The 13,244-nt window shown below is 69.3% G+C and carries 12 protein-coding genes; 6 read left to right on the forward strand and 6 right to left on the reverse strand.

Annotation, left to right across the window (positions count from 1 at the left end; translation table 11 throughout):
* Positions 1–100: 100 nt before the first annotated feature.
* The 3 genes from H9634_RS07775 to H9634_RS07785 form a co-directional block, all read right to left on the reverse strand.
* On the reverse strand, positions 101–1,078 hold the full coding sequence (locus tag H9634_RS07775; protein WP_191726134.1) for an ABC transporter substrate-binding protein: 978 nt from the start codon (positions 1,076–1,078) through the stop codon (positions 101–103).
* A 194-nt stretch (positions 1,079–1,272) separates the two neighbouring features.
* Positions 1,273–2,127, reverse strand: a complete 855-nt coding sequence (locus H9634_RS07780; protein ID WP_191726135.1) for an ABC transporter ATP-binding protein — start codon at positions 2,125–2,127, stop codon at positions 1,273–1,275.
* An 87-nt stretch (positions 2,128–2,214) separates the two neighbouring features.
* Positions 2,215–3,048 carry a carbon-nitrogen hydrolase family protein gene (locus H9634_RS07785; RefSeq protein ID WP_191726136.1) on the reverse strand — a complete coding sequence of 278 codons (834 nt, stop codon included), beginning with the start codon at positions 3,046–3,048 and terminating at the stop codon, positions 2,215–2,217.
* An 85-nt stretch (positions 3,049–3,133) separates the two neighbouring features.
* On the opposite strand from H9634_RS07785, the gene H9634_RS07790 reads away from it, so the two are divergent.
* Positions 3,134–3,802 (forward strand): GntR family transcriptional regulator, encoded by a 669-nt coding sequence (locus H9634_RS07790; RefSeq protein WP_191726137.1) that lies wholly within the window; start codon positions 3,134–3,136, stop codon positions 3,800–3,802.
* Positions 3,803–3,827: 25 nt separating this feature from the next.
* Here the strand turns inward: H9634_RS07790 and H9634_RS07795 are convergent, their stop codons facing one another.
* Entirely contained in the window at positions 3,828–5,219 is a 1,392-nt protein-coding gene (locus H9634_RS07795) for an MFS transporter (RefSeq protein ID WP_404801678.1), read from the reverse strand.
* An 85-nt stretch (positions 5,220–5,304) separates the two neighbouring features.
* Here H9634_RS07795 and H9634_RS07800 point away from each other — a divergent pair, with 85 nt between their 5' ends.
* Together H9634_RS07800 and H9634_RS07805 are read left to right on the forward strand one after the other, a co-directional pair.
* Positions 5,305–5,991, forward strand: a complete 687-nt coding sequence (locus tag H9634_RS07800) for a DUF2848 domain-containing protein (RefSeq protein ID WP_191726139.1) — start codon at positions 5,305–5,307, stop codon at positions 5,989–5,991.
* 85 nt (positions 5,992–6,076) lie between these two features.
* Entirely contained in the window at positions 6,077–6,466 is a 390-nt protein-coding gene (locus tag H9634_RS07805; RefSeq protein WP_191726140.1) for a universal stress protein, read from the forward strand.
* A gap of 107 nt (positions 6,467–6,573) precedes the next feature.
* Here H9634_RS07805 and H9634_RS07810 read toward each other — a convergent pair whose 3' ends face one another.
* Both H9634_RS07810 and H9634_RS07815 read right to left on the reverse strand, forming a co-directional pair.
* Positions 6,574–6,801: a hypothetical protein gene (locus H9634_RS07810; protein ID WP_191726141.1), complete on the reverse strand. Its 228-nt coding sequence runs from the start codon at positions 6,799–6,801 to the stop codon at positions 6,574–6,576.
* 48 nt (positions 6,802–6,849) lie between these two features.
* Positions 6,850–9,798: an FAD-binding and (Fe-S)-binding domain-containing protein gene (locus H9634_RS07815; protein WP_191726142.1), complete on the reverse strand. Its 2,949-nt coding sequence runs from the start codon at positions 9,796–9,798 to the stop codon at positions 6,850–6,852.
* A gap of 262 nt (positions 9,799–10,060) precedes the next feature.
* Between H9634_RS07815 and H9634_RS07820 the strand changes: the two genes are divergently transcribed.
* The 3 genes from H9634_RS07820 (at position 10,061) to H9634_RS07830 (ending at position 13,204) form a co-directional block, all read left to right on the forward strand.
* Positions 10,061–10,381, forward strand: a complete 321-nt coding sequence (locus tag H9634_RS07820) for a hypothetical protein (RefSeq protein ID WP_191726215.1) — start codon at positions 10,061–10,063, stop codon at positions 10,379–10,381.
* Positions 10,382–10,416: 35 nt separating this feature from the next.
* A complete protein-coding gene (locus tag H9634_RS07825) occupies positions 10,417–11,409 on the forward strand; it encodes an inositol monophosphatase family protein (RefSeq protein WP_318245041.1) in 993 nt (330 codons plus the stop codon).
* A 127-nt stretch (positions 11,410–11,536) separates the two neighbouring features.
* Positions 11,537–13,204 carry an amidohydrolase gene (locus H9634_RS07830; protein ID WP_191726143.1) on the forward strand — a complete coding sequence of 556 codons (1,668 nt, stop codon included), beginning with the start codon at positions 11,537–11,539 and terminating at the stop codon, positions 13,202–13,204.
* Positions 13,205–13,244: the final 40 nt, after the last annotated feature.

Consider the following 13,244-nt stretch of genomic DNA (forward strand, 5'->3'; position numbering starts at 1 on the left):
GGCGCGGTCGTCCGGCCTGCTGTCGTTGTGTGAATCGTCATGATCGTGTGATGCCTGTCGTGCGTCAGCTCTGCGTTTCAGCCCTCGGTTGCCCGCCGCGTCACTGCTTGGCGACGATGCCGGCGACCTCGTCGGCGAAGGCTCCGAGCGAGGCGGTGCCGCCGTAGAGCCAGATGCCGGACCCAGCCGGTGCGACGCGATCTGCGGTGACGAACGGCAGTCCGGTCCACACCGCGTTCTTCTTCAGGGTCTCCATCGGGTCGCCTTCGTCTTCGTCGACCCAGTACAGGAAGTGCGTGTCGTCCGGCAGCGTGCGCAGGCCCTCGACGTCGGTGGTCGTCAGTCCGTAGGCCTCATCGCCCTTCTCTGTCGAGGCATCTGTCAGGCCGATCGCCCGGCCCACCTCCGAGGGCGCCGATCCGGGGCCGTGGAGCCGGAAGGTCATCGAGTTCGCCTCGTTGTACGGGTAGGCGAAGACCATCGGGTGGCCGGTCTTGCCGGCCTTCTCGACACTCTCCTTCGCCTTCTGCAGGGCGGCGTCGAAGTCCTGATCGAGCTCATCCGCCTCGGCCTCCTTGCCCAGCAGTGTGGCGACATCGTGCTGGTTCTTCTTGACGAGGTCGAACAGGCCATCGGCGGTCGCGGAGTTGAACACGGCGACCGGCGCGATGCGCTCCATCTGCTTCATCGCATCCTCGGGGATCGAGGAGGTGTCGGCGAGGATGAGATCGGGTGCGAGGTCGGCGATCGCGTCGATGCTCGGCTCGGTGCGCATCCCGACGTCGACCGGGTCCCCGGACAGCGGCACGCGCGCGGACCACACCCCGTAGCCCTTCGGGTCGGCCACGCCGACCGGGTCGACGCCGAGGGACACGGCGTATTCGGTGACGGACCATTCGAGGGTGACGACCTTCTGCGCGGGTGCGTCGAGGGAGACGGTGGTGCCGCGGGCGTCGGTGATCGAGACCGGATCGCCGGTGGCGGCAGTCGGATCGCCGGCCGGCGCGTCGGTCGTGCCGCAGCCGGTGAGGGCGAGGGCGCTGATGAGGGCCGCAAGCCCGAGTGTGCGCAGTTTCATGCTGTTCCTTCTGATGAGGGTTCCCGCCAGCGGAGCTGCCGGCAGGTGGGTGTGGTGGTGGAGTGAGGGTGCCGGTTCCGGCGCCGCGGTCGTGGCGCCGGTGGCGTGCGGGCCGGCACCGAGGTGGTGCTGCCTGGGCATGGTCGCGTCCGCCGGTGCCCGGTCAGGGCACAGGCGCAGGTGGCGCTTCGGTGTCAGGCCGGGGTGGCGATGGGCAGGCCGGCAACTGAATCTGCGGTGCCGCTGCGCCGGGGTGGCCGGGCGTGGACCTCGATGCGCTCGGATGCGCGGCTGTAGCCGGTGGTGATGTCGATGCCGTAGACGGTGCTGAGCACCTGGCCGTCGAGCACCTCGGCCGGGGTGCCGGCGGCGGCGATGCGCCCGCCGGAGAGCAGCACGATGCGGTCGGCGATGGCGGCGGCGTGGTTGAGGTCGTGCAGCACCACGCCGATGCACACGCCGTGGTCGTGGGCGAGGGTGTGGAGGAGTTCGAGGAGTTCGACCTGATACTTCAGGTCGAGGTGGTTGGTCGGTTCGTCCAGGAGCAGCACCTCGGTGTCCTGCGCCAGGCAGGAGGCGAGCCACACGCGCTGGAGCTGGCCGCCGGAGAGCTCGTCGACGGGGGAGTCGGCGACGGCGGTGACGCCGGTGAGCGCCATGGCGCGCTCGACGACGGCGGCGCCATCGGGGTCACCGGTGCGGATCCGGCCCTGGTACGGGTGCCGGCCGAGGGCGACGGCCGCGCGCACCGGCAGTCCCTGGGGGACCGGCCGGGACTGCGCAAGCATCGTGAGCCGGCGGGCGAGCTGGCGGGAGGGAAGAGCGGCAGCATCGGTGCCGTCGGAGAACGTCACGCTGCCTGCCGACAGCGGCTGCAGCCGGGCCAGTCCGCGCATGAGCGTGGACTTCCCGGAGCCGTTGGGTCCGACGAGGGCGGTGACCCGGCCCGGCTGCAGTTCGAGGCTGACATCGGTGACGACGTCGCCGCGGGAGTAGCCGATCCGCAGCTGTGTGCCGTGCAGACCGGAATGCGTCGAAGATAGTTTCACGTTAGTAAGTTAGGCCTTACTAACGAAGGCTGTCAACTGCTGTTCATGCGCTGTCCCGCCCTGTGGACGACTGCGCCCCGACGGCGCTCAGGCGCGGGCGACCTCGTGGGCGGCTTCGAGGCGCGAGTTCTCCAGCACCGGGATCCGCGCACGGATCTCAGCGACGGAGTCGATGTCGAGTTCGGCGACGAGCAGCTCGGTGTCCTTGCCGGCGGCAGCGAGCACGCTGCCATCCGGTGCGCTGATGAAGGAGTGGCCGACGCCGGTCGGAGCCTTCGGGTGCACCTCGACGCCGGTGACCTGCGGATCTGCCTGATCGCAGGCGAGGACGAAGCTCGTCGAGTCGAGCGCCCGCGCCCGCCCGAGCAGCTGCCACTGCTCGACCTTGCCCTCACCGGCACCCCACGACGCCGAGGCGACGATCACCTCGGCCCCGGAGCGCGCCAGGGCGGTGAAGAGGGCTGGGAAGCGGATGTCGTAGCAGATCGTCAGCCCGACGGTGGTGCCGTCGATCGTCACTGTCTGCAGGGCATCGCCGGCGGTGACGTCATCGGATTCGCGGTGCCCGAAGGCGTCGAAGAGGTGGATCTTGTCATAGTGCGCCTCGATGCGGCTGCCGGTGGAGTCGACGCCGGTGAGGAAGAGGGTGTTGATGACGCGCTCGCCGGTGCCGGGCCGGAACATGCCGACCGCAGCCACCAGCCCGGCCTCGGCGGTGAGCTCGCGCAGGCGGGTGGCGAAGGGCCCGTCGAGCTCCTCGGCGTTGGCCTCGAGGTCCGCACCGAAGGGCACCATCGTCGCCTCGGGGAACACGACGAGCCGCACGTCCTGAGCCGCAGCCTGCTGCAGCTTCTCGGCGATGAGTGCGAGGTTGGCGTCCTTGTCCGGTGTGGTGTTGATCTGGGCGATGGCAACCTTCATTGCGGCTCCTCTTCGGTGGTTCTGGGTGCAGATGTGGGGCAAAGCTCATTAGAGCATGCATGATTGTCAGGCTAGGCTGAAGATTATGGTGAATCCAGTGGGGCCCGCTGGGCGGTCGGCGGCATACGAGCGACTGCGGGAGATCGTGCTCGCAGACCCGAGCATGCAGGGCGCCTTTCTCACGGAGTCCTCGCTGGTCAAGCAGATCGGGCTGTCGCGCACACCGATCCGCGAAGCGCTCATCATGCTCGCCGCCGATGGGCTGGTCGAGCTCATCCCGCATCGCGGCGCCTATGTGCCGCCCTCGAGTGCGAAGTCGATCCGCGACACCTTCGAGATGCGCCGGCTGCTGGAGCAGTACTGCGCGCGGGTGACGATGGCCGCAGGCTGCGCCCCGGTCGCGGCGATGCGCCGGCTGCTGGCCGAGCAGCAGGCGATGGACTTCGAGAGCACCCAGGCGCGGGATTTCATCTCGATCGACCAGGCCTTCCATGCCGCACTCGTCAATGCGGCCGACAACGCCGTCATCGCCCAGGCCTATCGGAAGCTGCGCGTTCAGCATGTGCGCTTCGGCATCTCCGCGGCGACGAATGAGGGACGGCGCAACGAGGTGCTCGGAGAGCACCAGGCGATCGTCGAAGCGCTGAACTCCGGTGATGTCGATGCGGCCGTGCGGGCGATCGGCGAGCACATCGACATCACCCGCGACATCCTCCTCTCCCAGATCGATCTGCACACCGCCAGCCAGCCCTGAGCGGCGCGGGAGCACACCTGAGCACTCAGGCTCCGGTCTCCAGCAGTCCGCGCTGCCGGGCGGTGGCGAGATACTCATGATCCTCATCGACGTTGTTGTCCCGGCCCATGACGAGCCCGATGATCGTGAGCGCACATGCGACGGTGAGGTAGACGGCGACGAAGATCCACGTGCCGGTCCTGTCGAGCAGCAGCGTGAACATCGCCGGTGCGATGGCGCCGCCGAGCACGCCGGCGATCGTGTAGGCCAGTGAAGCACCGGTGTAGCGCAGCCGCGGATGGAACTGCTCGATGACATAGGCCGCCTGCGGGCCGTACATGAAGGAGTGGAACACCAGTCCGATCGGGATGCCGATGAACATCCACATCACCGGGTTCGTGTGCAGCAGCAGGAAGAACGCGAACGCCCAGACGGCAGCGCACACGGCGGCCGCGCCGTAGAGGCCGCGGCGGTTGATCTTGTCCGACAGGTGCCCGGCCAGCGGGATGAGCGCGAGCTGGAAGGCCGAGCCGAGCATGACCGCCGAGAGCACCGTGGTCCGCTCCAGGTCCAGGACGAGCGTGCCGTAGGCCAGCGTGAAGACGGTGAAGAGCGCATACGTGACGTCGGGGCCGATGCGCGAGAGGATCGCGGCGATGAGCGGCTTCATCTCGGTCTGCAGAAGCTCGGTGATCGGCTTCTCCGGGCGCTCGCCGCTGTCTGCGACGGCACGGAAGACGGGAGTGTCCTCCAGCTTCAGGCGGATCCACAGGCCGAAGGCCACGAGCAGGGCGGAGACGAGGAAGGCCACCCGCCAGCCCCAGGACATGAAGCTCTCGTCGGTGAGCAGCAGCGAGAGCAGCGCGAATGCGCCGTTGGCCAGCAGGTTGCCCGCCGGCGGGCCGACCTGGGCAGCAGAGGACCAGAAGCCGCGGCGCTCAGGTTCGCCGTACTCGCCGGAGAGCAGCACAGCGCCGCCCCATTCGCCGCCGACGCCCACGCCCTGAGCGAAGCGCAGCAGCACGAGGATGATCGGGGCAGCCACACCGATCGAGGTGTAACTCGGCAGGACGCCGATGAGGAAGGTGGCGATGCCGATGAGCACGAGCGTCCACACGAGCACCTGCTTGCGCCCGATGCGGTCGCCGAGCCGGCCGAAGACGACGCCGCCGACCGGGCGCGAGACGTAGCCGACTGCGTAGGTGGAGAACGCCAGCAGCACGCCGGTCATCGGGTCGCTGTCGGGGAAGAACAGGACCGGGAAGACGATCGCGGCAGCAGCCGAGTAGATCGCGAAGTCGTACCACTCCAGGGTCGTGCCGCTGAGGCTGGCGGTGAAGGCCTTGAACAGGTCCTTGCGGGAGACCGGCGGGTGTGCGGCAGTGTCGGCGGAGGTTGAGGACACAGTCAGTGTCTCCTTGGTCGTGGGATGGGTCACAGGTGTATTTTGGCACTGTATACCAATTGCATACAATCGTGCACCTGTGCTGATCTTCAGCACTCCCGACTGAAAGGACCTCCGCATGTCAGAGCTGACGTTCGAGCTGCCCGATGGATCGACGGCGAGCGTTGCCGTCACAACCCTGCTCAACGCCGGATACGCCGGGCGCAACCAGTCAGATGTGCAGGCGCACATCGACGAACTCGCCGAACTCGGCATTCCGGGCCCGGAGACCATCCCGTCCCTGTACCCGGTCTCGCCCTATCTCGCCCAGCAGACCGATCACGTCGACGTCCAGCACGCCAAGACCTCCGGCGAGGCCGAGTGGGCGCTTGTGTTCACTGCCGACGATGTGCTGCTCACCGTGGCCTGCGACCACACCGACCGTGCCCTCGAAGTCCACGGCGTGGCCTGGAGCAAGAACGCCTCGCCCGATGTCCTCGGTGCGCAGGCCTGGCGGCTCTCCGACGTCGAGGCCGACCTCGACGCCATCACCCTCGAGGCATTCGTCACCGATGCCGAGGGCGAAGAGCGGCAGATCCAGAACGGCACGCTGGCCGAGCTGCTGCCCCCGCGCTACTGGATCGACAGGCTCACCGAGCGCGGCGAGGCCCGCGAAGGCACCGTGCTCATCTCCGGCACCATCCCGATGGACGGCTCCGTCGACCAGTTCGCCCGGGCCTGGCGGGTCGTCATGACGAACCCGGCCACCGGCGACAGGATCGAGGCCGGGTACGAGGTCGAGCTCATGCCCGAGCCGATCGGCTGACCCGTGTCGCCGATCGGCTGACCCGTGTCACGGACGGGGCCGTCTGCCCCTGTGGGCAGGCGGCCCCGACCCATATACTGAGGCTATGACGATTCTCATCGGTTACCTGCCCGCGCCGGAAGGCGAAGCCGCCCTCGAAACCGCCTTCGCAGAAGCGAAGCTGCGCAACACTGACGTCGTCGTCCTCAACTCGCCGCGCCGCGGCACCGCCGACAGCATCACCCAGATCCAGCAGGAGGATGCCGAGCGCATCCTCGCCCAGGCCGCCGAGCACGGCGTCACCGCCCGCGTCGAACAGCCTGCCCACGAAGACGATCTCGTCCAGACCCTGAATGAATGGGCCGAACAGGAAGACGCCGACCTCATCGTCATCGGCCTGCGCAAGCGCAGCGCGATCGGCAAGTTCATCCTCGGCTCGCAGGCTCAGCGGATCCTGCTCGAAGCCGATGTCCCGGTGCTGACCGTCAAGGCCTGATCCTCAGAGCGGGACTCTCAGAGCCTCGCCCCAGAGCCTGACCTTCAGAGCCGGACCACCGGCCACAGCCTGTGGCGCACCACTCGACCGTTCACCCTGCACGGACCTCAGCCGCCGCTGGGCTGCCAGCCGCTGCCCGCTGACGACGGCGCCGGTGTCACCGGATCACCGACATCAGCGCCCGGGCGGTCGGCGAACAGGAGAGCCGCGAGAATGAGGCCGAGGACGAGGAGCGCCAGGACGGCTGCGACGAGACCGATGAGACAGCCGCAGCCGCGGTTGCCGAGACGCCGGTGACGAGAGGGGCCGTAGCCGCCCCGGGGGTAGAAGCTCATGAACCCAGTGTGCCCAACTCAGTCCCGGTCTGCGGCACACCGCGTGTGTCAGTCCTGCGACAGTCGTGAGGCCAGCAGTTCAGCCAGATGCACGCCTCTGCGGTCGCTCAGATCACTGATCTGGGTGCGGCAGGAGTAGCCGTCGGCCAGCACCACGGTGTCTGGTCCGGCTGCCCGCACGGCTGGCAGCAGGGCGACGTCGCCGACGGCTTCGGAGACCTCGTAGTGGCCTTCGGTGACTCCGAAGTTCCCGGCCAGCCCGCAGCAGCCGCCGAGCACCTGGACCTCCATGCCGGCCCGGCGCATGAGCTCCCGGTCGGCGGCGAAGCCCATGACCGCACTGTGGTGGCAGTGCGGCTGCACGACCGCTGAGACCCCGGTCAGGTCGGGCAGTTCGGCGCCGGAGTCGAGCAGGAACTCCGCGAGCGTGCGCACCCGGCCGGCCACCCGTGTGGCGGCCTCGGTGCCGAGCAGCCGGGCGGCGTCCTCGCGCAGGGTGGCCGCGCAGGACGGTTCGACGACGATGATCGGCGCGCCTGCCGCGTCTGCGTCCGTGCCCGAGGCGGTGGCCGCCGTGGCATCGAGCGCCGTGATCGCCGATGACAGGCTGGCGCGAGCGGTGTCGAGCTGGCCGGTGGAGATCCACGTCAGCCCGCAGCATTCGGTGCTCGGGATGACGTGCACGTCGACGCCTGTGCGGCGCAGCACCTCGACGGCGGCCGCCAGCACCCGGGGGGCGAAGAAGTTCGACCACGTATCGGCGAACAGCACCACCTGCTGCGCTTTCGCAGGCGTGGGCGCAGGCTGCCGGCGGTGGCCCGGCAGCGTCCGGTCGTCACCGGCGCGCTGGGTGAACCAGCGTGTGAACGGCAGTGAGGTGAACGTCGGGATCTGCCGGCGCACATCGATGTTCGCCGCTCTCTTCGCCCACCGGCCGAGCACCGGCAGCCGCTGCGGCAGATTCGCCAGACCCGCGACCGGCGCGGCCAGGCGGGCGAGCTTCGGAAGCCACCCGAGCACATAGTGATCCATCGGCCGCAGCCTGCCGCGATAGCTCTGGTAGAGGACTTCGGCCTTGTAGGTGGCCATGTCGGTGCCCGTCGGGCACTCCGAACCGCAGGCCTTGCACGACAGGCACAGGTCGAGTGCCTCATGCACCTCCGGGGACCGCCAGCCGCCGTCGACGAGCCGGCCGTCGACCATCTCCTGCAGCACGCGGGCCCGTCCGCGAGTCGAGTGCTTCTCGTCCTTCGTCGCCTGATACGACGGGCACATCACCGCTCCCGAGGCGGCGGCATCGGCCCGGCATTTGCCCACCCCGGTGCAGCGGTGGACGGCAGTGGCGAAGTCGCCGGAGTCCGAGGCGAAGGAGAAGCCGAGCTGCCGGCGGGCCGGTGGCATGTCCCCGGGCCTGATCGATGCCAGGCGGATGCGCTCATCGAGTGGATCGGGGTCGACGATGATCCCGGGATTCAGCAGCCCCCGCGGGTCGAAGAGGTGCTTGACGGCGGCGAACAGGCGCATCGCCTCAGGCGAGTACATGCTCGCCAGGAGCTCTCCGCGGGCACGGCCGTCACCGTGCTCACCGGAGACCGAACCGCCGTAGGCGGCCACGAGCTCGGCAGCAGCGAACATGAAGTCGCGCATCACCTGCCGCCCACCATCGGCATCCAGCGGGAAGTCCACGCGCATGTGCAGGCAGCCATCACCGAAGTGCCCGTAGGGCAGCGCCCACAGGCCGTGCTCCTCCAGCAGGCTCATGAGATCGCGCAGATAGTCACCCAGCTTCTCCGGCGGGACCGCGGAGTCCTCCCACCCGGCATGGCAGTCCCGCCCATCCGGGGTGCGCGAGACCAGGCCCGCGCCATCAGCGCGGATCTTCCAGATCGGCCCGGACTCCTCCCCGGGCAGCACCATCGCATCCTCAGCATGGGAGGCCTCGATGAGCTCAGCGGCCTGCCGCTCCAGTGCTGCGGGATCGTCACCGGCGAGCTCGACGAGCATCCAGCCCCCGCCGGCGGGCATCGGCGGGACGGCTCCCGGGCCCTTCTCCTCGATGAGCCGGTCGACCATCCGCCGGTCCATCCCCTCGCAGGCGGTGACCGGGAACTGCGAGAGCACCGGCACATCATCAGCAGCGGTGGGCATATCCGCATAGCCGAGCACCACCGCAGTGACATGCGCCGGATCGGCCACCAGCCGCATCTTCGCCGCCAGCACCACACCCCAGGTGCCCTCGGAGCCGGCGAAAGCACGCCGGGCATCACAGCCGTTCTCCGGCAGCAGGTGCTCAAGCCCGTACCCGGAGACCTGCCGGGAGAAGGTCCCCAGCTGCGTGCGGATGAGCCCGAGGTGGTTGTTCACCAGCTCCTGCAGTCGCGGGAAGACATCGCCGTCATCACCGGTGAGCGTGACGACCGAACCATCGATGAGCATGACACGCAGCGCAAGGATGTTGTCGACGGTGCGCCCATAGCCCATCGCCCGCGGCCCGCAGGCGTTGTTGCCGATCATCCCGCCGATCGTGCACCGCGAATGCGTCGAGGGATCCGGGCCGAACCGCAGCCCGTAGGGCTTGACCGCCGCCTGCAGTTGGGCATGCACCACCCCCGGCTCCACCCAGGCCGCACGCTGCCCGGCATCGATGTCGAGGATCCGATTCATATGCACAGAGAAGTCCAGCACGATGCCCGGCCCGATCGCATTGCCCGCCAGCGTCGTCCCGGCCCCACGCGAGGTGACCGGCACCCCGAAGCGTCGTGCGACACTCAGCGCATCACCCACCTCGGCGGCGGTGCGCGGGAACACGACAGCAGCCGGAACCACACGGAAGAGCGAACCGTCAGAGGAGTACGCGGCCCGCTCGACGGCCGCGGTGCGCACATCGGCGATGCCCGCCTCGCGCAGGGCGGCGCCGACCTCGCTCACGCGCGCGGCAGACGGCTCGGAATCAGCGGTCTCGCGGGGGAGTGCAGCGGCAGGTGCGTCGGCGTCCATGGCCTCATTGTGCCAGGCGGCAGCGGGAGTGGATTGAAATCTATATCATGCATGTGTCTCACCCGTCGAATCCGGGTGGCACCGAACCCCCAGTCTGGCTATACTCCTTGTTCAACAATATTTCGATGTTCTCTCGGGTCGCAGTCGGGCCGGGCGAACACACAGCAACACGCGCGCGGGTCCCCTCCCGCAGGCCGGTCTCTGCGCCCCGACGGGCAGCTGGCGGTCACTGATGCAGCACTGAAGTGGGTAGAATAGAACCATGTCACGCCGACCTCGGGCACTGACGGCCGAACAGAAAGCCGTCGTTCAGGCGGTACGCCGGATTGCGAAACAGCGCCAACGCGTGAATTCCAACTACGTATCGGCGATCCTCAGAGCCCGGGAAGAGGGCGTCACCTACGCGGCGATCGCCGCGGCGGCCGGCACCTCCTCCCAGGCAGTCCAGGAGATCATCCGCCGGCACTCGCCCCGCCAGGCCGAACACCCCTCCAGCCTCTCTTCCGCCGGTGACATCGCAGCCGTCGCCAGCCCCAAAGTGGAAGACGACAAGGACAACCTCAACGGTCCGACCCTGCTGTGAGGCAGTGCGGTGCTGTGAGGCAGTACGGTGGAGGCGTGGACTCCGCCGATATCCTCGCCGACCCCCTGCTCGCCCTCTGCCGCGACGCCGCCCACATCGCCACCGCCCGGATGCGGCACTGGCGCCGGCAGCTCAGCGCCGCCGACGTCGAGGCCAAGGGCGAGCGCAACAACCTCGTCACCGCCGCCGACGCTGAGATCGAGGCGCTCGTGCGCTGGTACCTGGCCACTCGGCGTCCCGGTGACGCGATGATCGGGGAGGAGGATGCCGCAGCCCTGCCCGTGACCGAGGTGGCAGGCGGTGAGCAGATCGCCGCCGGCCTGTGCGTCCCACCGGCGGACGGTGCGGCTGCCGGGCCGCAGCCTTTGGACTGGCATGTCGACCCGATCGACGGGACTGTGAACTTCGTGCGCGGCATCGAGGACTACTCCTTCTCCATCGGGGTCCGGGCCCCAGACCCAGGTGACCCCGATGCTGCTGATCCGGACACGTGGCTCGCCGGGCTCGTCGCCGCCCCGGAGCTCGGGAAGGTGTTCCTCGCCCGCCGCGGCCTGGGTGCCTGGATGTTCGCAGGACAGGTCAGCGATCTGCAGGCGATCAGCGGCGACGCCGGTGGGCAGGCCGCTCCCGAGGTGCCGCTCACCCGCCTGCGGGGCCGCAGGTCCGGCCAGCGCGGCCGGCTGGTGGCCACCGGATTCGGCTACGGACGCGCCCAGCGCGATCAGCAGTTCGCGGTGCTGCCTGAGATCATGGAGCACTTCGATGACATGCGCCGGGCCGGCTCTGCTGCGATCGACCTGTGCCAGGCCGCCGCGGGCCGGGTCGATGTCTACTATGAGCGCCGGCTGGGCCTGTACGACTATGCCGCCGGTGCCCTCATCGCCGAGGAGGCCGGCCTGCACGTGTGCCGCCCCTCCCACCACCACGGCACCGGTGACGGCAGTGATCTGTGCATCGCCGCCGGCAGCCTGGAGGACCTCGAGCGCATCGCGGCCATCCACCGCCGGCAGTGCGCTGCCCAGCACTGAGAACACTGCCCAGCCCCGAGAACCGGTGCGTCCTCACCGACCGGCGGCGGGCCTGGAGTACCGTGAGCAGTGACGGCCGGCAGGCCCGCCTGCCCGGCCAGCCCTGACCGACGGACTCTGGAGACCCGTGCCCACACTCCTCACCGGTGCCAATGTGCACACGCTCGACCCGGCCCATCCCCATGCCACCGGCATCCTCATCGATGCAGGCCGCATCGCCGCGGTCGGTGACGCTGCGCAGCTGCGCGCCACCACCTCGGGCGCGGACATCATCGACTGCCGCGGCCAGACCGTGCTGCCCGGCCTCGTCGACGCCCACATCCACGCCACGATGTACGCCGACTCGCTGGCCGAGGTCGACCTGCGCCAGGTGCGCAGCCTGCCCGACGCGGTCGAGGCGGTGCGCGCCCACGCCGCATCCCTGCCGCCGGGCGTGTGGGTCACCGGTGGACGCTGGGACTGCAACACATGGCAGACGCCGGGCCAGCCCGACCGGGAGCTGCTCGATGCCGCCCTGCCGGACCGGCCGGTGGCGCTGTGGTCGATCGACTACCACACGCTGTGGTGCAACGGCGCGGCTCTGCGCGCGGCCGGGATCGACGAGCATACGCCCAGCCCGCGCGGCGGCGAGATCGTCCGCGACGCCGACGGGCAGGCGACCGGCATCCTGCGCGAGGACGCCGCGACCATCGTCGAACGCCTCGTGCCCGCCCCGCCGATCGAGATGCGCATGCAGCGCATGCGCGCCGCCCAGCAGCAGTGGCTGTCCGAGGGCCTGACTGGCATCCACGACATCGATGGGCAGGTCTCGTCGGGCACCTGGGCGGCCCTGCGCGAACAGGGGATCGGTGCCGGCGGCGGGCAGCTCATGCGGGTGGTGAAGTACCTGCGCCTCGACGAGCTCGACTGGGCCAAGGGGATCGCCTGGCGCACCGGCGACGGAGATGCGTGGTTCACCCGCGGTGGGCTCAAGCTGTTCTCCGACGGGGCGCTGGGATCCCAGACCTCGTACATGTCGAGCCCGTATCCGGGCACCTGCGATCACTACGGGATGGAGATCGCCAGCGAAGACGTGCTGTGCGAGCAGATCACCGATGCGCTCATGTCCGGGCTGTCGCTGGCCATCCACGCGATCGGCGACCAGGCCAACCACCACGTGCTCTCCGCCTTCGCCCGCACCCGTTCGATCTCCCGCGAGGCCGAGCGGATCTACTCGCGGCGCCTGCGCCACCGCATCGAGCACGTGCAGTTCGTCCAGCCCGATGACATCGCCCGCTACGCCGAGCTCGGCATCGTCGCCTCGATGCAGCCGCGGCACTGCATCTCCGACCTGCATCTGCTGGAGGCGCTCAGACCGGATCCGCAGCTGGCCGCCTACGCCTGGGGCGAGATGGCTGCTGCCGGTGTGCCGGTGGCCTTCGGCTCCGATGGGCCGGTCGAGCCCTCCAACCCCTGGGCGGCGATCTACGCGGCGATGACCCGGGCCGACATCAGCGGCGACCCGTCCACCGCCTTTCAGTCGCACCGGCGGATCAGCGCCTATGCCGCCATCGAAGCCCATACCGCCGGTGCCGCGTACGCGGCCGGGCGGGAGAAGCAGTCCGGGCGGATCATGCCGGGCATGGACGCCGACCTCATCGTCGTCGACACCGACCCGATCACCGGGCACGCCGGCTCCGACGGGGTGACCGGGACGTACGAGTCCGAGGAGGCGCTGTTCGAGCACGCCTGCGCGGTGCGCGATCTGCAGGTCGACCTCAGCATCGTCGCCGGCGAGGTCGCCTTCGCACGGTGACGCAGAGCCGCGCCTGGCCAGGTCGATGACAATAGCTCCT

The sequence above is a fragment of the Brevibacterium gallinarum genome (genome assembly GCF_014836885.1).
GTDB lineage: Bacteria > Actinomycetota > Actinomycetes > Actinomycetales > Brevibacteriaceae > Brevibacterium > Brevibacterium gallinarum.

Bases quoted from the DNA above. Each gene is read 5' to 3' on its own strand.
- H9634_RS07785 (WP_191726136.1), bottom strand. From the start codon at position 3,048: ATGAAGGTTGCCATCGCCCAGATCAACACCACACCGGACAAGGACGCC.
- H9634_RS07790 (WP_191726137.1), top strand. From the start codon at position 3,134: ATGGTGAATCCAGTGGGGCCCGCTGGGCGGTCGGCGGCATACGAGCGA.
- H9634_RS07800 (WP_191726139.1), top strand. From the start codon at position 5,305: ATGTCAGAGCTGACGTTCGAGCTGCCCGATGGATCGACGGCGAGCGTT.
- H9634_RS07810 (WP_191726141.1), bottom strand. From the start codon at position 6,801: ATGAGCTTCTACCCCCGGGGCGGCTACGGCCCCTCTCGTCACCGGCGT.
- H9634_RS07775 (WP_191726134.1), bottom strand. From the start codon at position 1,078: ATGAAACTGCGCACACTCGGGCTTGCGGCCCTCATCAGCGCCCTCGCC.
- H9634_RS07820 (WP_191726215.1), top strand. From the start codon at position 10,061: ATGTCACGCCGACCTCGGGCACTGACGGCCGAACAGAAAGCCGTCGTT.
- H9634_RS07815 (WP_191726142.1), bottom strand. From the start codon at position 9,798: ATGGACGCCGACGCACCTGCCGCTGCACTCCCCCGCGAGACCGCTGAT.
- H9634_RS07805 (WP_191726140.1), top strand. From the start codon at position 6,077: ATGACGATTCTCATCGGTTACCTGCCCGCGCCGGAAGGCGAAGCCGCC.